General features: G+C 62.2%; 19 protein-coding genes. 12 read left to right on the top strand and 7 right to left on the bottom strand.

Translation table 11 applies throughout. The annotated features are described in order from the left end of the window. The first annotated feature begins 321 nt into the window (after positions 1-321). From AOT96_RS24295 to AOT96_RS24285, 3 genes are all read left to right on the top strand, one after another. Positions 322-1,281 carry a proteasome assembly chaperone family protein gene (locus AOT96_RS24295; RefSeq protein ID WP_003942198.1) on the top strand — a complete coding sequence of 320 codons (960 nt, stop codon included), beginning with the start codon at positions 322-324 and terminating at the stop codon, positions 1,279-1,281. A 181-nt stretch (positions 1,282-1,462) separates the two neighbouring features. Beyond that, positions 1,463-2,500 (top strand): alpha/beta fold hydrolase, encoded by a 1,038-nt coding sequence (locus AOT96_RS24290; protein ID WP_007732813.1) that lies wholly within the window; start codon positions 1,463-1,465, stop codon positions 2,498-2,500. A gap of 26 nt (positions 2,501-2,526) precedes the next feature. Continuing rightward, entirely contained in the window at positions 2,527-5,031 is a 2,505-nt protein-coding gene (locus AOT96_RS24285; protein ID WP_065352415.1) for a DEAD/DEAH box helicase, read from the top strand. Between the two features lie 53 nt (positions 5,032-5,084). Here the strand turns inward: AOT96_RS24285 and AOT96_RS24280 are convergent, their stop codons facing one another. Continuing rightward, positions 5,085-5,492, bottom strand: coding sequence for a DUF5997 family protein (locus tag AOT96_RS24280; RefSeq protein WP_007732807.1), 408 nt, complete (start codon positions 5,490-5,492; stop codon positions 5,085-5,087). A gap of 56 nt (positions 5,493-5,548) precedes the next feature. On the opposite strand from AOT96_RS24280, the gene AOT96_RS24275 reads away from it, so the two are divergent. Together AOT96_RS24275 and AOT96_RS24270 are read left to right on the top strand one after the other, a co-directional pair. Further along, entirely contained in the window at positions 5,549-6,397 is an 849-nt protein-coding gene (locus tag AOT96_RS24275) for a LysR substrate-binding domain-containing protein (protein ID WP_003942255.1), read from the top strand. A gap of 122 nt (positions 6,398-6,519) precedes the next feature. Further along, a complete protein-coding gene (locus AOT96_RS24270; RefSeq protein WP_030536896.1) occupies positions 6,520-7,920 on the top strand; it encodes an FAD-binding oxidoreductase in 1,401 nt (466 codons plus the stop codon). A gap of 28 nt (positions 7,921-7,948) precedes the next feature. On the opposite strand, the gene AOT96_RS24265 is transcribed toward AOT96_RS24270, so the two are convergent. Then, positions 7,949-8,869: a hydrogen peroxide-inducible genes activator gene (locus AOT96_RS24265; protein ID WP_030536897.1), complete on the bottom strand. Its 921-nt coding sequence runs from the start codon at positions 8,867-8,869 to the stop codon at positions 7,949-7,951. Between the two features lie 229 nt (positions 8,870-9,098). Here AOT96_RS24265 and AOT96_RS24260 point away from each other — a divergent pair, with 229 nt between their 5' ends. The 3 genes from AOT96_RS24260 to AOT96_RS24250 all read left to right on the top strand — a co-directional run bounded on the left by AOT96_RS24260 (position 9,099) and on the right by AOT96_RS24250 (position 10,989). Then, positions 9,099-9,686, top strand: a complete 588-nt coding sequence (locus AOT96_RS24260) for a peroxiredoxin (RefSeq protein WP_003942119.1) — start codon at positions 9,099-9,101, stop codon at positions 9,684-9,686. Between the two features lie 2 nt (positions 9,687-9,688). Next, entirely contained in the window at positions 9,689-10,228 is a 540-nt protein-coding gene (locus AOT96_RS24255; protein ID WP_003942122.1) for a carboxymuconolactone decarboxylase family protein, read from the top strand. Between the two features lie 80 nt (positions 10,229-10,308). Further along, the gene (locus AOT96_RS24250) at positions 10,309-10,989 is read left to right on the top strand and encodes a PhzF family phenazine biosynthesis protein (RefSeq protein WP_003942237.1); all 681 of its coding nucleotides are present in this window, start codon (positions 10,309-10,311) and stop codon (positions 10,987-10,989) included. Here the strand turns inward: AOT96_RS24250 and AOT96_RS24245 are convergent. Further along, entirely contained in the window at positions 10,975-11,673 is a 699-nt protein-coding gene (locus AOT96_RS24245; RefSeq protein WP_030536898.1) for a hypothetical protein, read from the bottom strand. The genes AOT96_RS24250 and AOT96_RS24245 overlap by 15 nt on opposite strands. 17 nt (positions 11,674-11,690) lie before the next feature. On the opposite strand from AOT96_RS24245, the gene AOT96_RS24240 reads away from it, so the two are divergent. Continuing rightward, positions 11,691-11,957 carry a hypothetical protein gene (locus AOT96_RS24240; RefSeq protein WP_007732799.1) on the top strand — a complete coding sequence of 89 codons (267 nt, stop codon included), beginning with the start codon at positions 11,691-11,693 and terminating at the stop codon, positions 11,955-11,957. A 2-nt stretch (positions 11,958-11,959) separates the two neighbouring features. Here the strand turns inward: AOT96_RS24240 and AOT96_RS24235 are convergent, their stop codons facing one another. Next, on the bottom strand, positions 11,960-13,183 hold the full coding sequence (locus AOT96_RS24235; protein ID WP_172827079.1) for an aminotransferase family protein: 1,224 nt from the start codon (positions 13,181-13,183) through the stop codon (positions 11,960-11,962). 132 nt (positions 13,184-13,315) lie between these two features. Here AOT96_RS24235 and AOT96_RS24230 point away from each other — a divergent pair, with 132 nt between their 5' ends. Next, positions 13,316-13,633, top strand: a complete 318-nt coding sequence (locus AOT96_RS24230; protein ID WP_030535540.1) for a DUF2322 family protein — start codon at positions 13,316-13,318, stop codon at positions 13,631-13,633. On the opposite strand, the gene AOT96_RS24225 is transcribed toward AOT96_RS24230, so the two are convergent. Beyond that, on the bottom strand, positions 13,604-14,233 hold the full coding sequence (locus tag AOT96_RS24225) for a Pr6Pr family membrane protein (protein ID WP_030535541.1): 630 nt from the start codon (positions 14,231-14,233) through the stop codon (positions 13,604-13,606). The genes AOT96_RS24230 and AOT96_RS24225 overlap by 30 nt on opposite strands. Before the next feature lie 101 nt (positions 14,234-14,334). Here AOT96_RS24225 and hrpA point away from each other — a divergent pair, with 101 nt between their 5' ends. After that, positions 14,335-18,240, top strand: a complete 3,906-nt coding sequence (gene hrpA, locus AOT96_RS24220) for an ATP-dependent RNA helicase HrpA (protein WP_065352414.1) — start codon at positions 14,335-14,337, stop codon at positions 18,238-18,240. A 286-nt stretch (positions 18,241-18,526) separates the two neighbouring features. On the opposite strand, the gene nrdR is transcribed toward hrpA, so the two are convergent. Both nrdR and AOT96_RS24210 read right to left on the bottom strand, forming a co-directional pair. Beyond that, positions 18,527-19,024, bottom strand: coding sequence for a transcriptional regulator NrdR (gene nrdR / locus AOT96_RS24215; RefSeq protein WP_030535543.1), 498 nt, complete (start codon positions 19,022-19,024; stop codon positions 18,527-18,529). Between the two features lie 194 nt (positions 19,025-19,218). Beyond that, positions 19,219-19,932, bottom strand: a complete 714-nt coding sequence (locus tag AOT96_RS24210) for a LysM peptidoglycan-binding domain-containing protein (protein ID WP_030535544.1) — start codon at positions 19,930-19,932, stop codon at positions 19,219-19,221. Positions 19,933-20,214: 282 nt separating this feature from the next. Here AOT96_RS24210 and lexA point away from each other — a divergent pair, with 282 nt between their 5' ends. Continuing rightward, positions 20,215-20,943: a transcriptional repressor LexA gene (gene lexA, locus AOT96_RS24205; RefSeq protein ID WP_007735195.1), complete on the top strand. Its 729-nt coding sequence runs from the start codon at positions 20,215-20,217 to the stop codon at positions 20,941-20,943. Positions 20,944-21,017 lie beyond the last annotated feature (74 nt).

The following is a 21,017-nucleotide window of genomic DNA, read 5'->3' as shown; positions in this document are numbered from 1 at the left end:
GCCTCCGCACTCGACCGATCCCGACAATCGACCAATCCATTTCGGACAAATCGGCCGTGCCGACCTTGTGTTCCACTCTGCCATGTCCGAAGCCGCGCACCCGACATCTAGCGAACGCCCAGGCCAAGTGTCGAAAAATACCGCTCAGCTTCGCTCTCGGCGAACGCCCGTCTCGTCGGATCGGGAATGATCGGTCACCGACTCGGTGTTCTTACCGATGAACGTCTGATCCAGTGCTGTCGGGCACCTGACTCCGATGCTGTCGAGCGTGCGCCGATAGTGGACACTTGAGATCAAGACCGAAGAGCGAAGGGGACTGCGATGGACGAACAGTCGAGGATGTACGAGCTGGAATTTCCGGCGCCCCAGTTGGCGGCTGCCGACGGCCAGGGACCGATCCTGATTCACGGACTCGAGGGTTACTCCGACGCCGGTCACGCCGTGAAGTTGGCGACGACGCATCTGCGCGAAAGCCTCGAGACCGAGCTTGTCGCGTCGTTTGCTGTCGACGAGCTGATCGACTACCGCTCGCGTCGACCGACGATGACGTTCAAGGCCGATCATTTCTCCGATTACGACGCTCCGGCGCTCAATCTGTACGCACTGCGCGATACGGCCGGCACGCCGTTCCTGCTGCTTGCCGGGATGGAACCGGACCTCAAGTGGGAGCGGTTCACCACAGCTGTTCGACTGTTGTCCGAACAGTTGGGAGTGCGTCGAACCATCGGGCTCAACGCGATTCCGATGGCAATCCCGCACACCCGACCGCTCGGTGTGACAGCACATTCGACCAACAAGGACCTGATCCAGGACCATCAGCGTTGGTCAGGTGAACTGCAGGTTCCCGGCAGCGCATCATCACTGCTCGAGCTTCGTATGTCTCAGCACGGGCACGAGGCGATGGGCTTTTCGGTGCATGTCCCCCACTACCTCGCGCAAACGGACTACCCGGGCGCCGCAGAAACTTTGCTCGAAAACGTTTCCGAGGTTTCGGATCTGGAGTTGCCCTTGGTGGCACTGGGTGAGGCCGCGGCGCGCGTTCGGGAACAGGTTAACGAGCACATAGCCGGGAACGAAGAAGTTCAGACTGTAGTCCACGCTTTGGAGCGTCAATACGACACTTTTGTCGCCGCTCAGGAACAACAGTCGTCCCTTCTGGCCGGCGAGGCCGACCTTCCCAGCGGTGACGAGATCGGCGCAGAGTTCGAAAAGTTCCTGGCCGAACAGGCGGGAAATGACGACTTCGGCTCAGCTGGAGACCTCGATCGAGGCGACAACTGACGAAAATGTGACGGGCGGGGCGCATAATTCGACATTGTGCGCATTCCGCAACCCCTCCGTTACCTGGGCTGTTGTTCAGGACACATCCGTCGGATAGCCTCAAACTCTGTGTGATTTTCGTTGACGGCTCAACAACTGGAGCAGACAGTCAACGTGGTCACACGCCGAGCCAGGAGGCGACATGAGCAGACCACGGAACCGTCAGCTCCGACCGGTCCCCGACGAGGAACCGCGGATGATGTTCCGGACGATTCACGGCTACCGACGCGCATTTCGGATAGCCGGCGAGGGTCCGGCGGTACTGCTCCTGCACGGAATCGGCGACAACTCGTCGACGTGGACCGAGATCATTCCCCACCTCGCCAAGAAGTACACGGTCATCGCACCTGACCTGTTGGGTCACGGCCGTTCCGACAAGCCACGCGCGGATTACTCGGTAGCCGCGTACGCCAACGGCATGCGGGATCTTCTGTCGACGCTCGGCATCGAGCACGTCACCGTCATCGGGCACTCGCTCGGCGGCGGCGTAGCGATGCAGTTCTCCTACCAATTCCCACACATGGTGGATCGCCTCGTGCTGGTCTCGGCCGGTGGCGTCACCAAGGACGTCCATCCGCTGCTGCGCCTCATGTCCGTTCCGGTGGTCAACGAGGTGGTAAAGCTGCTCCGGATACCTGGTGCGATGCCGCTCGTCCGGATGGCCGGGAACCTTGCCGGCGTAGTTCACGGTTCAAATCTGCGTCCCGGCACCATGTTGCATGACACACCGGACCTGATTCGCGTGCTCGCTGATCTCCCCGACCCCACGGCCTACGAGGCCTACCTTCGTACGCTGCGGGCCGTCGTGGACTGGCGCGGACAGGTGGTCACGATGCTCGACCGCTGTTATCTGACCGAGAATCTGCCGGTTCAACTGATCTGGGGCGACGACGACTCCGTCATTCCCGTCTCCCACGCTCATCTCGCGCACGCGGCGATGCCGAACTCACGCCTCGAAGTCTTCCGCGGCTCGGGCCACTTCCCGTTCCGCGACGATCCGATGCGTTTCCTGCAGATCGTCGAAGATTTTCTTTCCAGCACCGCACCACTCGTCTTCGACGAGGCTCGCTGGCGCCACATGCTGATCTCCGGGGTCGGCGAGAACACCATCACCGGAACGTCGTCCACCCGCATGGCTGTGCTCGACGCCATGGGCTCGGACGAGCGAAGCGCAACCTGATCCACGGTTGCGGCTAGCCTGTACGAGTGCTGCTGACGGAACTTCTCCCCGACAACGCGGATCCTGATTCCGTTTTCGACGCCTTCTCTTCGTGGACCATCGAACGAGGTTTGACGCTCTACCCGGCCCAAGAAGAGGCCGTCATGGAGTTGGTCTCGGGTGCAAACGTGATCCTTGCGACGCCGACCGGGTCAGGCAAGTCGATGGTGGCGATCGGCGCGCATTTCTATGCGATGTCGCTCGGCAAGCGCACCTATTACACAGCGCCGATCAAGGCGCTCGTGAGCGAGAAGTTCTTTGCACTGTGTGAGGTCTTCGGTGCCGAGAACGTCGGCATGATGACCGGCGACGCCGCCGTGAACTCGTCGGCGCCGATCATTTGTGCGACGGCCGAAATCGTCGCGAATCTTGCACTGCGCGAGGGCCCGAACTCCGATATCGGCCAGGTCGTGATGGACGAGTTCCACTTCTACTCCGAACCCGATCGAGGTTGGGCGTGGCAGGTTCCGCTCATCGAGTTGCCGCACGCCCAGTTCCTGTTGATGTCGGCAACTCTCGGTGAAGTCGACTTCTTCTCCGAAGATCTGACGCGGCGTACCGGGAAACCCACCACCGTCGTCTCCGGCACAGAACGCCCCGTGCCTTTGATGTTCTCGTACGCGACCACGCCGGTCGGCGAAACCATCGAAGATCTGGTGACCACCAACCAGTCCCCCGTCTACATCGTGCATTTCACGCAGGCCGCCGCCCTCGAACGCGCCCAGGCACTGACGAGCGTCAATTTCTGTTCCAAAGAAGAGAAGGAAGCGATCGCCGAGGCGCTGGGTGGTTTCCGCTTCACCACCGGGTTCGGAAAAACACTCTCCCGCCTGGTTCGGCACGGCATCGGCGTTCACCATGCGGGCATGCTGCCCAAGTACCGACGGCTCATCGAAGTTCTCGCACAGGACGGGCTTCTCAAGGTGATTTGCGGTACCGACACCCTCGGCGTCGGCATCAACGTCCCGATCCGCACGGTGCTGCTCACGGGTCTGGCCAAGTACGACGGTGTCCGTACTCGACATCTGAAAGCCCGCGAGTTCCATCAGATCGCCGGTCGCGCGGGTCGTGCAGGCTACGACACGATGGGCACCGTCGTCGTACAGGCACCGGAACACGAAGTAGAGAATCTGCGGGCAGTCGCCAAGGCCGGCGACGATCCGAAGAAGATCAAGAAGATTCAACGCAAGAAGGCTCCCGAGGGGTTTGTGTCCTGGAGCGAAGCGACGTTCGATCGCTTGGTCGCGGCCTCGCCCGAGCCGTTGGTGTCGCGATTCTCGGTCAGCAACTCGATGCTGCTCAATGTCATTGCCCGCCCGGGTAACTGCTTCGACGCGATGCGGCACCTGTTGGAGGACAACCACGAATCGCGTCCGGCGCAGCGCAAGCACATCCTCAAAGCGATCTCGCTGTATCGCGGATTGCTCAGCGCCGGCATCGTGGAACGCCTCGACGAACCCGACGAGTACGGCCGCATGGCTCGGTTGACGATGGACCTGCAACGCGACTTCGCCTTGAACCAGCCACTCTCACCGTTCGCCTTGGCGGCATTCGAACTTCTCGACGTCGAATCCGACAGTTACGCACTCGATGTCGTCTCGATCATCGAGTCGACGCTCGACGATCCGCGTCAGGTTCTGATGGCGCAGCAGCACTTCGCTCGTGGCGAAGCGGTTGCGCAGATGAAGGCCGACGGCATCGAGTACGAGGAGCGCATGGAACTCCTCGAAGAGGTTACGTGGCCGAAACCGTTGTCGGACTTGCTGTTCCCGGCTTTCGAAATGTACCGGGGTGGCCACCCGTGGATCACCGAGTTCGCCCTCTCCCCCAAGTCCGTGGTGCGCGACATGATCGAACGCGCCATGACGTTTGCCGAGTTGATCAGCCATTACGGACTCACCCGGTCCGAGGGCCTCGTCCTGCGCTACCTCGCCGACGCCTACCGCGCGCTGCGACAAACCGTCCCGACGGAAGCGCGCACCGAGGAACTCGAAGACATCATCGAGTGGTTGGGCGAGCTGATCCGTCAGGTCGACTCGAGCCTGCTCGACGAATGGGAGTCACTCACCGACCCCGGAGCCGAGGCAGATACGGAAGAGGTTGCGATCGGCGCCGACATTCCCCGTCCCATCTCGGCGAACCCGCGCGCATTCCGCGTCATGGTGCGCAATGCGATGTTCCGACGCATCGACCTCGCGTCGCGTCGGCAGTGGAATGAGCTGGAAAACCTCGAGGACGGTATCGACGCCGCCGAGTGGGAGGAGCAACTACTCCCGTACTTCGAGGAGTACGCAACAATCGGAACCGGGCCATCGGCGCGCGGGCCGGCGCTCTTCCAGGTCACCGAAGAGGGTGAGTTCTGGCGGGTGCGGCAGGTGCTCGAGGATCCGGAGGGCGATCACGGATGGGCACTGCTTGCCGTCGTCGACATCCCGGAATCGGATGCCGCGGGTGAAATCGTGTTCGACGAGCTGAGCGTCGTAGAAGGCTAGCGCCTGTGCGCCTTTCTGGTAGTCGGCGCTACCAAAAAGGCGCACAGGGGGCGTCAGCCCCTACGAGCCTTCCGCGGCTGGTTGCGGCGAGCAGCGCGCTTTTCCTTGATGCGAACGTTCTCGGCCCGCACCTCGGCCTGAACAGCGCGTTCCTTTTCGAGCCATTCGGGCTTCTCTTCGAGGAGTGCGGCGATCTGATCCGTGGTGAGTGCTTCTTCGACGCCGCCGCGGGCCAGGCCGGCGATCGATACGCCCAGCTTGGCTGCGATGACCGGGCGAGGGTGCGGTCCGGTGCGTCGCAGCTCCAGCAGCCACTCCGGCGGATCGGTCTGCAGAGCGGTCAGCTCGTCACGAGTCACGTCGCCTTCCTGGAACTGCGCAGGTGTTGCTTCCAGGTACACACCCAGCTTCTTGGCAGCCGTCGTCGGCTTCATCGTCTGGGGAGTTTTGTTCGACGTCATGCAACAAGAGTAACCAGCCGATACGGGTGCTTTTACCAAGGCGGTAGCCTTGCCTGGTGACAGACGCGGATAGTCAGGCAATTTTTCGACTCGCGTACGCCCCGGGGGTGACGCCCACCAAGTGGGTCCGGGTGTGGCACGAGCGGCTCCCCGAGGTGCGTCTGGAACTTGTTCAGTTCCCGGTTCTCGAACTCGAAGCTGCACTTCGCGCCGGTGAAGCAGATGCAGGTTTGGTTCGACTGCCGATCGACCGGACCGGCATCAGCGCCATCTCGCTGTACGCGGAAACCCCGGTGGTGGTGGTACCGAAAGATCACGTATTCACTACTGTCGATCAGATTTCCGTCGACGATCTGGCCGACGAGATAGTGCTCGATCCTCTCGACGACAGACTCGACTGGCCGACCCGTCCCGGAAAGACCGCCGCCGAGCGACCAGCGACCATCGCCGACGCCATCGAGTTGGTGGCCGCCGGCGTCGGAGTTGTCGTGGTTCCCCATTCGCTGGCGCGGTTCCACCATCGCAAGGACCTGACCTTCCGTCCGGTGGACGGTGCGCCCGAGGCTCCTGTGGCTTTGGCATGGATGGAGTCCAAGACCACAGATCTGGTCGAGGAACTGATCGGCATCGTGCGGGGCCGAACGGCACAGAGTTCCCGCGGACGGAACGGCGAGCCGGCAGAGAAGATCAAGGGCTCCGTCAAGGCCAAGATCGCGGCCCGCGAGCGTCGCGCAGAAGCTGCCAAGAACGGGCAGAAAGCTAAGGGCGCCGGCACCGCGAAGAACATATCCGGACGCAACGCCGGTTCCGGTAAGGCCAAGGCGGGCGGCAAATCAGGCAGCGGGAAGTCCGGTGGGACCAAGAGTTCGGGTGGCCGGTTCTCCGGAAAGCAGAAGGGCCGCTAGGGCTTCAACTGGCAACTCGGAGGATCGCTGCCGGACAACGCTGAACTGATCAGGCGCGACAGACTCGGGCTGTGGTCTCGCGAATTGGCGCATCGTCGAACTCCGTCGAGCATGATGAGAGTATGACTCCCGCGAGTTCTTCAGCCCTCGACGAATTGGTAGCGGCACTCCCCGAGGGAGCCGTCCTGCTGGATCCGGACGTGACCGCGGGCTACCGCCAGGACTGGGCCGCCGACCCGACCGCCGGCCGTCCAGCTGCCGTGGTTCGCGCTACGTGCACCGAAGACATCCAAACCGTGATGCGATGGGCAACCGCCCACCGCGTTCCGGTGGTTCCCAGAGGTGCCGGCTCGGGCCTTTCCGGTGGATCCAGCGCCGTCGACGGTTGCATCGTGGTCAGCACCGAGCGAATGCGACAGATCACGATCGACCCGGTCGCCCGGGTGGCGGTTACTCAGCCCGGCTTGATGAATGCGGAGGTCAAGAAAGCCGCCGCAGAGCACGGACTCTGGTACCCACCTGACCCGTCGTCCTTCGAGATCTGTTCCATCGGCGGCAATGCAGCCACCAACGCCGGCGGGCTCTGCTGCGTCAAGTACGGAGTTACCACCGACTACGTTCTCGGACTCCGGGTCGTGCTGGCGGACGGTACAGCTGTCAGCCTCGGAGGTCCCCTTCTCAAGGACGTCGCCGGACTCTCACTCACCAAACTGTTCGTGGGCAGCGAGGGCACTCTCGGCATCATCACGGAAATCACGTTGCGTTTGATTCCCGCGCAGCCGCCCGCATCAACCGTCGTCGCGTCGTTCGACTCGGTACAAGAAGCTGCCGACGCGGTCTTGGCGATCACCAGCAACATGCGTCCGGCGATGCTCGAGTTCATGGATCACGCCAGTATCAATGCTGTCGAGGATTCGGTACGCATGGGTCTGAACCGCAAGGCTCACGCACTACTGCTCGCGCAGTCCGACGCACCCGGCGCGGCAGGCGTGCTGGAAATCGAGACGATTGTTCAGGCGTGCGAAAACAACGGAGCCACCGAAGTATTCGCCACCGATGACCAGGCCGAAGGTGACGCTTTTGCGGCGGCACGGCGAGCGGTGTTCCCGGCCGTGCTCGCGATGGGAAGTCTGCTTCTCGAAGACGTGGGCGTTCCCATGCGCGCACTCCCCCAGCTGGTAACCGGGGTCGAAGCCATCGCAGACGACCTCGACGTCCTGATCTGCACGGTGGCGCACGCCGGAGACGGAAACACCCACCCGCTCATCGTCTTCGACCCCGCAGACCCGGACATGTCCGAACGCGCACAGATCGCATTCGGACGGGTGATGGATCTCGCCATCGCGCTCGGCGGCACGATCACCGGCGAACACGGGGTGGGTCGACTCAAGCGCGACTGGCTGCCGTCACAGTTGGGTGAAGACGTCATGGCCCTCAATCGCAAGGTCAAGGATGCGCTCGACCCGCTGGGAATTCTCAATCCCGGAGCGGTCATTGCCGTGAAAGAAGGCTCTCTCGACTAGCTTTCACGTCGACGTCGAACGAGTTACGTCATCGAGGAACCGTCGGGCTGACCGAACGGACCAGCTCGGCCAGCTGACGGAATCCTTCTGCTCGGCCACTCGACGAGCGGAACACGACGCCGATCGTGCGACCTGGAGCTGGCGAAGCGAAACGCGCCGTCGACAAGTCCCCGCGTCGAACCTCCACTGCAACAGCCGATTCCGGGACCAAAGTCACCCCGAGTCCCCCGGCCACACATTGCACGACTGTCGCGAGAGAGGTAGCCCGCGTGTCGCCGGCAAGCGGATGGGCGTCTACCGAACGGCACAGATCCAACGTCTGGTCACGCAGGCAGTGGCCGTCGTCGAGCAAGAGCAACGGCAGCGCGTCGAGCACGTCCGCCGTGAGATCGACACGTCCGGCCAAGGAATGATCGTTCGGCACGACCATCACAAAATCCTCTTCGTACACAGGAACTTCCACCAGGCCAGGTGTTCCGGCAGGAAGCGCCAACACCGCGACGTCGAGCGCTCCCGATCGCAGTGCATCGAGTAGGCGCGCCGTTTGATCCTCGACTATTTGCGGCGCCAACGACGGCAACTTCTCGCGCAGCTCCGGCAACAACCCCGGAAGAATGTAGGGCGCAACGGTCGGGATCAACCCGATGCGTAGCGGTCCGGTCAGAGAGTCGCCGGAGCCGGCCGCGCTCGCGACGAAACCGTCGGCAGCTTCGAGAATCTGCTTGGCCTGACCGAGCAAGCGCTGTCCGTCCGCGGTCACGAGCACACGCCGGGTACTGCGTTCGATCAGTCTGACTCCCAGCCCCGCCTCTAGAGCTGCCAGCGCCTGCGACAGTGTGGGTTGGCTCACACCGGAACGCGCTGCGGCAGTACCGAAATGCCGATACTCGGCGACCGACACGAAGGCACGCAGCTGTGACAAGGAAGGTTGATAAGTCTGATCAGACATGCCTATCAGTGTAGTGCCACCCATCACCTTTACCTTTTGAACGGTTTGATGCAGAATGGACTCATACCAAAAAGCGCCGGTCACAACCTCGACACTCCAGTCGAAACCGTCCGACCCGCTGACGGTGACAAACCCTCTCGATCCAGCACGTTCGGCCGTCACAGTCCGAACAGCCGGATCGTGTGCGCAAGAAATTCCTGTTCACGAGACACGTAGGAGAATGAGACACATGGCTCTGCTCACAATCGGCGACCAGTTCCCCGCTTACAACCTCACGGCTGTCATCGGCGGCGACCTGTCCAAGGTCGATGCCCAGCAGCCCGATGACTACTTCACCACCGTCACCAGTGACGACTACGCAGGCAAGTGGCGCATCGTCTTCTTCTGGCCCAAGGACTTCACCTTCGTGTGCCCCACCGAGATTGCTGCATTCGGCAAGCTCAACGAAGAGTTCGCAGACCGTGACGCTCAGGTTCTCGGCGCTTCCGTCGACAACGAGTTCGTGCACTTCCAGTGGCGTGCACAGCACGAAGAGCTCAAGACCCTCCCCTTCCCGATGCTCTCGGACCTCAAGCGCGAGCTTGCCGAGGCCACCGGCGTCCTCAACGCCGACGGCGTTGCAGACCGCGCGACGTTCATCGTCGACCCCAACAACGAGATCCAGTTCGTCTCCGTCACAGCCGGTTCCGTCGGCCGTAACGTCGACGAGGTTCTCCGCGTCCTCGACGCTCTCCAGAGCGACGAGCTGTGCGCATGCAACTGGAAGAAGGGCGACCCGACCATCAACGCCGGCGAGCTCCTGACTGCGAGCGTCTGAGTATGAGCGTCGAGAACCTCAAGAACTCGCTTCCCGAGTACGCGAAGGACCTCAAGCTCAACCTGAGTTCCATTGCGCGCACGACGGTCCTGAACGAGCAGCAGTTGTGGGGAACGCTCCTCGCAACGGCCGCAGCCACCAAGTCTGCGTCCACGCTCAAGGAGATTGCTTCCGAGGCTGCCGACAACCTGTCGGCAGAGGCATACAACGCCGCTCTCGGCGCAGCGTCGATCATGGGCATGAACAACGTCTTCTACCGCACCAAGGGCTACCTCGACGGTAAGTACGACGACCTTCGTGCCGGCCTGCGGATGAACATCATCGGCAACCCGGGCGTCGACAAGGCCGACTTCGAATTGTGGTCGCTTGCAGTGTCCGCGATCAACGGCTGCAACCACTGCCTCGAAGCTCACGAGAACACCCTCCGCCAGGAAGGTGTCGACCGCGAGGTCATCTTCGAAGCGATCCGCGCCGGTTCCATCGTCGCGGGCGTCGCACAGGCTGTCGAAGCCAACGAGATCCTCTCTGCCGCACAGGTCTGATCACTCGGACCTGAGTGCAGTTCGACGAGCCCTCCCCACCGTGAAGGTGGGGAGGGCTTTTCGCGCGCTAGGGTGGACCGATGGGTATCGAGGTGAGTGTGGTCCGGGTCTTCACGGACGAGAACGGCAAGCACGGGAATCCGCTGGGAATCGTCGACGCGTCCACGGTTGCAGAATCGGATCGACAAGCCGTCGCGAAGGAACTCGACTACAGCGAGACCATCTTCATCGACGTTCCGGATGACGGCGCCTCGCGTGCGCGGGTCCAGATCTTCACTCCGGCAGCAGAACTCCCCTTCGCCGGACACCCGACCGTCGGTGCCACGTGGTGGCTGGGCGAACAGGGCCGTCGCGTGAGCGCCCTCGACGTTCCTGCCGGCAGTGTCGACGTCCGCCAATCCGGCGCTTTGACGTGGGTACGCGCGCGTGCCGAATGGGCACCGGAATTCGCGATCTATCCGATGGACACGGTGGACGACGTCATCGACGCAGATCCGTCCGACTACGAGGCGGATCATTCGTATCTGTGGGCATGGCAGGACAAGCTCGAAGCTGCCATCCGCGCACGCATGTTCGCACCGGTGATGGGAATCGCCGAGGACGAGGCGACCGGATCTGCAGCGCTGCGCATCACGGACCGATTGAGGAAATCATTGCTCATCACCCAGGGACGCGGATCGGTCCTTCACACGACCTTCTCTCCGGAAGGTTGGCTCGAAGTCGGCGGCCGCGTCGTCGCCGAGCCGTCACGAACCTTGTGAGTACCCGGCGGGATTGCGTCCGGCCTCGAGGTCACGTGCACTCAGTGATACCGAGATCTCGTCACCGAGCGCAACTCCCGGCGCGAGGGGCAACTGATCTCCACTCCAGAACTTGCCCGGGTCGAACCAGTTGACACGACGATTACCGACGAGCAGACCCATCGCTTCATAGGTCTTGGCAACCACTTCGGCGCAGTAGGCGCTCTCGACGGCTACTGCCGATACGTCGGACTTCTTGCGCAGCTTCGGGATTCGGCCGCCGAACCAGCGCGAAGCAAGCTTGGCCGTCGACGGGAAAGGCGTACCGTCCAGCCGCGCGATCGTCTCGAGCAGAGCGTCTTCCTGCTCCCGGGTGATCTCGTGGTCGAGCTGGCGCAACCATCCACGCTGCCCGTACTTGGCGCCCCAAACCTGAACGGCCGATCGCAGATCGTGCAGTTGGACACCACGCTGGAAGCGTCCGGTCCACATGTCCTGCAGCGAGTGACCGAGTTCCGCATGCCACATCAGCGGCGGGAGGTCGTCGATCACGACCGACATTCCGACGTGGTTGACCGGGCTGTTGGTCAGCGTCTGGATGGCCCGGTCCGCCGTCGACTCTCCGCGGAAGATCCAGATGTCGCCCGTGCGGGTCGCCGCGGCGGCCTCGTCGAGACTCACCTGCGAAAGCAATCGTCGGTCCATGCCTCTAGCGTAGAGGGATGAAACTTCCTACTCCTCTGCGCGCCTCGCACGTTTGGAAACTGGTCGGCCTCGCCGGCGCGATGGGCGTTGCCGCCACCGGGGTCCTCGTTGCGCGCGGCGAACGCCAGCGTCGGGCCTACTCTCCGGACGAGATTCGCTCGGTACTGCACGAGCGGTACACCCAGGCCTACGCCAAGCAGTCGGAACAAGAGGTTCTGGAACTGGAACCTGCACCCAACGCTGTGCGGCGCCGAATCGAGAAACTCTTCCGGCGCCGCAACTGAACTCATCCGAGAGCTGCGAGGATTCCTGCTGCCATCTCCGCGACCTGATCATCGGTCATGACAAACGTCGGCGAAATCTGCATCGCACCCTGACCCGCGGCGCGACCCGAAATACCGTGCTCACGAAGCGTCTTCACGAACGGCAACGCCTCCGCCGGATCAGCCAACTGCACCGCGGCGACCGCACCGAGCCCACTGCGAACCTCCGCCACCCGCGGATGCTCGGCCAGCGGTTGCAGATGCGTATGCAACGATGCCTCCAGACGCTTCGACTCCGCGAGCAGATTCTCACGCTCGAGAATGTCGAGGTTCGCCATCGCCGCAGCAGCAGCACCGGCATGACCGCCGTAGGTGTACCCATGGCGCCACCACGAACCGGCATAGAACGGCTCCGCCACCCGCGGCGCGATGAACACCGCACCCATCGGCACGTAACCCGACGTCAAACCCTTTGCCGTGGTCATCATGTCGGGCTGCAAATCGAAACGAGTGGACGCGAACCACTCACCTCCGATCCGGCCGAAACCGGTCACGACCTCGTCGACGACAAAGAGGATGTCGTGCTCGCGGCAGATGTCACGCACCTCGGCCAGGTACCCCTCCGGCGGAAGATACACCCCACCCGCACCGATGATCGGCTCCGCGAAGAACGCAGCGATCTTGTTCGCACCGATCTTCTCGATCAACTCGAGCAGGCTCTTCGCATCATCCCAGCCGACGGTCGCCGCATCCGCCATCAGCTCGCCGTACCCCTCACGGTTCACCGGAATACCAGCGAGAGCCGTTCCCGCAACGTGCATTCCGTGATACGCCTTCTGACGACCGACGATGATCGCCTTCTCCGGCTGCCCCACCTCGTGCCAGTACCGACGAGCGAGCTTCGCCGCAGTGTCCACCGAATCCGAACCACCCGAAGTGAAGAAGATCTTGCTCCCGGCAACCGGCGCGATCGTCGCCAACCGCTCCGCCAACACCTGCGTGGTCTCGGGAACGAAATCACCGAAATTCGAGAAATGAGCGATCTTCGACAACTGAGCCGCCACCGCATCCGCGATCTCGGTGCGCCCGTGCCCGACATTGGTGAACCACAGGCCCGCCGTCGCATCCAGATACCGCGTGCCCTCGCGGTCCCAGATGTACGCGCCCTCACCGCGAGAGACGACAAACGCGCCGTTCTTCTCCACAGCGCCCATGTCCGCGAACCCGTGCCACAATGCCGAAGCCATCATTGTCCCCTTCGAATACAAACGATGCTGGTGTGCAAACGATGTGCTGCGACTATATCGACACCAGGAATCCGCGCACGACGGCGCTCGCCCGGCACCGGCTTTCACGGGCGCACCCGTAATCTGTCGACCATGACTTTTGCCGACAATCTTGCAGCACTGCCCGCCATCGATCATCTGGCCGCCATCGAGGTACTCGACGCCGACGGAACCGTCCTCGACACCGTCGAGAACAAGCCCGGAAAGTCCGGCTCGGTCAAGGTGTACAACCATCTCGCTCAGGTCTACGGCGCGCTGACACCCGAAGCCGCCTCGGCAGGATTGACGATCTTCGCCGAGCACACCGAGGACGCCCGGGCGAACCCCGGTAAGCACCCGAACGTGGACCGCCTCGAGCAGGTGCTCGCCTCCGGCAATCCCCTAGGACTTCGCAGCGTTCCGTCCGCGTAACCCGGCTCCCAGCCGTCCGACGGCATTGACCGCCAACGCCATCAGGGCCATCGCGATGCCCAGTACGACGAATCCGATGAACAGGGCCAGATAGCCCTGGTGGCGAGGATCCATGAACGGATACGGATACCAGTCGACGATCGGCCCTCGAATCAACGTGTACACCGCGTAGATCACCGGAAACAGCAGCCACTGCAGTGAGCGGGCTTCGGAGATCCTGTGCCTCGAAGCGAAGAACACCCAGTCGAGAAGCATGACCAGGGGAAGAATCCGATGCAGTGCCGAGTTGATCCAGGTATCGTTCAAATTGACGTCGATATCGGCCAGGAGCACGGCGTAGATGATCCCTGTGATCACCATGTACAGCGTCACCGCCCCTCGGATCGACTGCCACGCCTGCGATTGTGGATCTCGAATTGCACCGACCAGCAACACGATCACCGCAAGAATGTTGCTCTCGATGGTGAAGTAGCTCAGATAGTTCGACAGAGACAGCTCAGCCGCGTCACGGATCGGGATCCACAGCAAAGCGGCAAGTCCGAACACAGCAAACAACAGTCTCAGGGCTCGCACGGCGATCGGCGTCGACAAGACAGGCACCGATGACTCATTTGCGGTATTTGTCGTCACCGGTCGATATTTGCACATCAGCACGATCTGCGAGCGGTAGTTGTGAACGCGTTCGATAGGCTGTCATCAGCATGTCTACAACACCACCGGCCCCGCTCTCCACCAAGCGGAGTGACCTGAAGAGCGCGCTGGCGCAGGTCTCACTCCGCGACGAGAGTCGACTCCGTCGCAAACTCGACCGTGCCCGCACACCAGACGCTTTGGTGGCGCTGGCCGAGGAAATCGAAACGGCGCGCACGCGGTTGGCCGCACGCTCCGCCAATGTTCCCGCAGTCTCGTATCCGGAAGCTCTGCCCGTCAGTCAGCGCAAGGACGACATCGCGACCGCGATCTCGGAGAATCAGGTTGTCATCGTCGCCGGCGAGACCGGCTCGGGTAAGACAACCCAGATCCCGAAGATCTGTCTCGAACTCGGACGTGGCGTCCGCGGTCTGATCGGACACACACAGCCGCGCCGGTTGGCAGCACGCACCGTTGCCGAACGTATCGCCGAAGAACTCGACACCGAACTCGGCGACGCCGTCGGATACACCGTGCGGTTCACCGACCAGGTCTCGGACCGCACCTACGTCAAGCTCATGACCGACGGCATTCTACTCGCCGAAATTCAGCGCGACCGTATGCTCCGACGCTACGACACGCTGATCATCGACGAAGCGCACGAACGCAGTCTCAACATCGACTTCATCCTCGGTTACCTGGCTCAGCTGCTCCCCCGCCGACCCGATCTCAAGGTCATCATCACGTCGGCGACCATCGATCCCGAGCGCTTCGCCAAGCACTTCGCTGTCGACGGTAAGCCCGCGCCGATCGTCGAGGTATCCGGGCGTACATTCCCTGTCGAAATGCGTTACCGGCCACTGACCGTCGAATCCGGCGACATCACCTTCGACCGCGATCCCGTCGACGCGGTCTGCGAGGCGGTCGACGAGCTGAGCGCGGAGGGCGAAGGCGACATCTTGGTCTTCCTCTCCGGCGAACGCGAAATTCGCGACACCGCAGATGCTTTACGCGATCGGCGTCTTCGCAACACCGAAATCGTCCCGCTGTACGCGCGGCTGTCTGCCGCCGAGCAACACAAAGTGTTCTCGCCGCACACCGGCCGACGCGTCGTCCTTGCCACCAACGTGGCCGAGACCTCGCTGACCGTTCCCGGCATTCGGTACGTCGTCGATCCGGGAACCGCGCGCATTTCGCGATATTCGGTGCGCACCAAGGTTCAGCGGTTGCCGATCGAGCCCATTTCGCAGGCGTCAGCTCGTCAGCGTTCCGGGCGTTGCGGCCGCGTCGCCGAAGGAATCTGCATCCGCCTGTATTCCGAGGAGGACTTCGAGTCACGTCCGGCATTCACCGAACCGGAGATCCTGCGAACCAACCTCGCATCCGTGATCTTGCAGATGACGGCCCTCGGCCTGGGCGACATCGCGGCATTCCCCTTCGTCGAACCGCCGGACCAGCGCGCCGTGAAGGACGGAATCGGACTCCTCGAAGAACTCGGCGCCATCGCGCGAGGTTCCGAGGCCAGCCACCCCGAACTGACGCCGGTCGGCCGCGAGCTGGCCCAGATTCCGGTGGATCCGCGGATGGCACGGATGCTGGTGGAAGCCAAGAACAACGGTTGCCTTCACGAAACCCTTGTCATCGTCGCGGCGTTGTCCATCCAGGACGTTCGCGAGCGGCCCGCCGAGTTCCAGCAAGCCGCCGACGAAAAGCACGCCCGCTTCAACGTCGAGAACTCCGACTTCCTGGCCTACCTGAAACTGTGGGACTACTTACGCGAACAACGTAACGATCTGTCCTCCAACCAGTTTCGCAAGATGTGCCGGAACGAGTTCCTGCACTGGCTCCGCATCCGCGAATGGCAGGACCTGCACGGGCAACTCCGGCAGATCACCCGCGGTCTCGGCTGGACAGTGGGAGAGACACCGGCAAGCGAGAACGCGATCCATCAGTCGCTCCTTGCCGGATTGCTCTCGCATATCGGGCTACGCGAGGGCGAGAAGCGGGACTACCTCGGCGCCAGGGGCAGCCACTTCGCGATCTTCCCCGGATCGGGACTGTTCAAGAAGCCACCACGCTGGGTCATGGCCGCCGAACTCGTGGAAACGTCGAGGCTGTGGGCGCGCATGTCCGCGCGTATCGAACCCGAGTGGGCTGAAAAGCTCGCCCCGCACCTGGTGAAACGGACCTATTCCGAACCGCACTGGTCCTCCAAGCGCGGCTCGGCGATGGCATACGAGCGGGTCACTCTCTACGGAGTTCCTCTGGTAACCGGCCGCGCAGTGACGTACTCACGAATCGATCCCGAGGCCTCTCGCGATCTCTTCATCCGCCATGCGCTCGTGCAGGGCGAATGGCAGACGAACCACAAGTTCTTCCACGAAAACCGTGCACTCCTCGACAACGTCGAAGAACTCGAGAACCGCGCGCGCCGACGCGACATCCTCGTCGACGACGAAACTCTCTACGAGTTCTACGACGAACGGGTCGGCCAGGAAGCGGTGTCCGCCAGGCACTTCGACCAGTGGTGGAAGGGTGAGCGGCGCAAGAACCCCAGTCTGCTGACGTTCACGCCGGAAACCGTGGTCAACTCCGACGCGGCTGCCGTCCTGGGCGGCGAGTACCCAGACGCTTGGCGCCAGGGCGACATGCAGTTTCCGCTCACTTACCAATTCGAGCCGGGAAAAGACGACGACGGCGTCAGCGCGCACATCCCGGTCGGCCTGCTCGCGCAACTTCAGCCGGTCGGCTTCGACTGGTTGGTCCCCGGTATGCGCGTCGATCTCGTTACCGCTCTGATCAAGACGTTGCCCAAGAACATTCGACGCGCTGTCGTTCCGGCTCCGGATTATGCCGCCGCAGCATTGGCAGCAGTCAAACCTCGATCCGAGCCGTTGATGACCGCAATGGCCCGCGAACTCTCGCACTTGGGCGGGATCCAGATCGACGCCAAGGACTTCGATCCCGCCGCGCTGCCCGACCATCTTCGGATGACATTTGTCGTCGAGGACGAATCGGGCAAGGTTCTCGCGAAGGGTAAGGATCTGGCGCAGCTACGACGCACGCTCGCCCCGCGCGTGCAGAAGGAAGTGGCCAAGGCGGCAACCGGAACCGAACGGGCAGCGGCAACCGTCTGGACATCCGAAACGCTGGGCGCATTGGAACAGACCATCACTCGCTCCATCGGCGGACAGCAGGTGACCGGCTACCCAGCTCTGGTGCCGGAGAACGGCGGAGTTGCCGTTCGTGTCCTGAGTACGCCGGCCGCGCAGGCGCAGGCGATGAGGGAAGGTACGCGGGCGCTTCTCCTCGCGGCCGTTCCCACCCAACTCAAGGCAGTGACCGCCGGCTTGTCGAACACGCAGCGTCTGGCTCTCGGCCAGAATCCGGACGGCGGCTTGGAGGCCCTCGTCGAAGATTGCCGGGTGGCAGCTGCCAACGAAGTGATCGCGGCTCACGGTGGACCGGTACGCACGCCTGAAGCGTTCGATGCCCTGGTGAAGATCGCACGCTCCGAACTGGCCGGACGCGTTTCCGCGATCCTGCGCATGATTGTTCCGATCCTCGAACAAGCACACCGACTGAGCGTCGTGCTGGACCGCTCGCGCGGCGAGGCAGCCGACGACGTCCGAGAACAGTTGACCTCACTGCTGTTTCCGGGATTTGTCGCCGAACTGGGATCGGCCCGCCTACGCGATTTACCGCGGTATCTTGCCGCAGCAAAATTCCGTCTCGAAGCTCTGCCCGCAAGTGCACAACGAGATCAGCAGGCTATGGATGTCCTCGACCGGGTGTACGCAGCGTACGACCGGTTGTTGAGTTCGCTTCCCGAAGAGCGTCGCACTGCTCGAGATGTCGATGCGATCAGTTGGATGATCGAGGAACTGCGCGTGAGCCTGTTTGCGCAGTCCCTCGGTACACCCACACCGATTTCCGAAAAGCGAGTCCTGAAAGCTATCGAAGCGATCAAGCGTTGATGTTCGGCGGGAATTGCGCGATCAGTAGATTGTCTGAATGTTGACGTTGGTGAGGAAACCGCCAAAGGTGGCAACAGTGTTGGCGAACCCGAGGGTTACCAGGCTGTTCACGACTCCGAGAACTGCAACTAAGTTCATAACGCCTCCGTGAAGATCCGAGATGCGGACGAACGTACCTGGTAGACACTAAGCGAATAACGTGCCCGATTTGTTCGATTGTTCGCTTTGTGTTCTCAGCGTTACCTAAGACCGCTCTGTGCTCTCAGCGTTATCTGAGGCGAAGGCCTCAGTCGACGGAAACGGTCTCGGCGCCGGGAGCCTTCTCGGCGGCACGGGTCTCTGCATGCTCGCGCATGTCGGTGATCTCACGTTCGAAATCCGCAGCCGAGCTGAAGGACTTGTACACCGATGCGAATCGCAGGTAGGCGACTTCGTCGAGATTTCGAAGCGGATCGAGGATCGCGAGCCCTACCTCGTTACTGGGAATTTCGGCAGAACCCGAAGCTCGAACGGCATCTTCAACCTGTTGGGCGAGCAAATTCAGCGAATCGTTGTCCACTTGGCGGCCCTGGCATGCGCGACGCACACCTTTGACAACCTTTTCTCGGCTGAAAGGCTCCGTGACGCCGCTGCGCTTCACGACCGAGAGAACTGCCGTCTCGACCGTGGTGAATCGGCGGCCACACTCGGGGCACGAACGGCGCCGCCTGATCGCCTGGCCCTCGTCGGCCTCGCGCGAATCGACCACTCGGGAATCAGGGTGCCGGCAGAACGGGCAATGCATCGGGGTTCCTTCGTTGTCGCCGAAATGGCCGCAACTCAGATTCGCTACCGACTGCAAATCCTCCGACGATTTACAGAGCAGATCCACGTACTCAACGCGACCACCCGAGGTGGTGGGACTGTCAAGTGGACAGCTTACTCGCTGTGAACGGACTGCTCTCACGCTCGGTACGCCCCCGCCTGGTACGGGGTAGGTCAGCGCCCCGAGGCCGGCACGATCAGCGTTTGTCCCACTGACAGTCCGGAACTCGACATCGCATTGAGATCCATGATCTGCTCGATCACCGAACCGACAGCCTGGCCGGGTGCAACCTTGGCAGCAATATCACTGAGGGATTCACCCGCGGCAACGCGAACCACTTCGGTCGCGCCGTTTGTCGCAGCTACGTCACCACTCGACAAAGCGCCGATCCCCACCAACGCCAACACTGCGAATGCGGTGAATACGGCGCCCAGGAAAACCGTCTTCCAACTGACATCCTCGGCGGCCACTTCATGTTCGACCCGTGACACACCGACCCTGTTTCGGTGCGCGAAACTTCCTCCGTACGGGCGTGACGAATCGTGCTCGCTGTCCCACCGGCGAGGAGATTCGCGCAATGAACGCGAACCTGAAACCGCGCCCACCGCCGGAACCCGGCGAACGACGGCCGCCTGCGGTTCGTTGTCGACATCCCTGGCCACGCCATGCATTTCGGCCGCTCCGCGCCGTTCGAAGGACACAGCGTCTGCATCGGGCCCATAGAACGAGGGGTGGTACTTCAGTGCCGACGTACCGTCGAAACCAAACGCGTCGAAACCAATCGCGTCGTCGAAAACCCTGTTGCTTTTCAGTGCTGCGTTACCCATCGTGACCTCCGCTGGTCGACACCGATCGATGTGTTCGATCATGCGTTCGATGGAACGCATGTTCGAATTTCTACCACGCCTGGCCGACAATGTCTCTACTTGGAGCGACACGAATCGAACAGATGTTTGAAACCGCGAGCAAATCCGGCTAGATTCGTGTCAGACCACACAGCGGGAATTGCGAAAGCCTCCGTGTTTGTCGACAGCTCGAATGTTGGCAGGAGGCACCGACAGGTTTCTGCGCGACTTGCACCAGGCACTTTTGCAGGCAGTTTTCAGACACGACTTGTTCAGACACGACTTCTTCAGACACGACTTCTTCAGACACGGAGGCAACAGGCCATGAAGGACGATCGCTCCAGCACAGCCGCGGAGGCAGGAGCTTCTGCAGTTCCGTCTCCGTCGAGCGAGACGCTCACCGAGCGTCAGCGGCGCGTTCTCGAAGTGATCCGCGATTCGGTGACGGAGCGCGGGTATCCGCCGAGCATTCGCGAAATCGGGGATGCGGTGGGGCTTACCTCCACGTCGTCGGTCGCGCATCAACTGCGAACGTTGGAGCGCAAGGGCTTCCTTCGACGCGATCCCAATCGCCCTCGTGCAGTCGATGTTCGGGGTCTCGACGAGGTTGCGGCCGATACCGCCATCGCGTCGGTGTCGAAGCATTCCGGCGAGTACAACAGTGCCGACCCGCTGCCAGAGCCGGCGTTCGTCCCCATCCTGGGCCGCATCGCTGCCGGCGGACCGATCCTCGCCGAGGAAGCTGTGGAGGATGTGTTTCCACTCCCCCGCGAGCTCGTCGGCCAAGGTTCGCTCTTCATGCTCAAGGTTGTCGGTGAGTCGATGATCGATGCAGCGATCTGCGATGGCGACTGGGTTGTCGTCCGTCAGCAGAACGTCGCCGAGAACGGTGACATCGTGGCCGCAATGATCGACGGCGAAGCCACCGTGAAGACGTTCAAGCGTACGAAGAAGGAGGTGTGGCTGATGCCGCACAACGACCTCTTCGAGCCGATTCCCGGCAACAACGCCGTCATCTTGGGCAAGGTTGTCACGGTCATGCGGAAGATCTGAGTTCGCTCGCACCCTCGATCACAAAACTCTGGGCCCCGGCATCAGCCGGGGCCCAGAGTCTTTTCGTGACGATC

This window comes from Rhodococcus sp. 008 (genome assembly GCF_001682295.1).
GTDB lineage: Bacteria > Actinomycetota > Actinomycetes > Mycobacteriales > Mycobacteriaceae > Rhodococcus_F > Rhodococcus_F qingshengii.
This window is presented reverse-complemented; position numbering and strand designations above follow the sequence as displayed.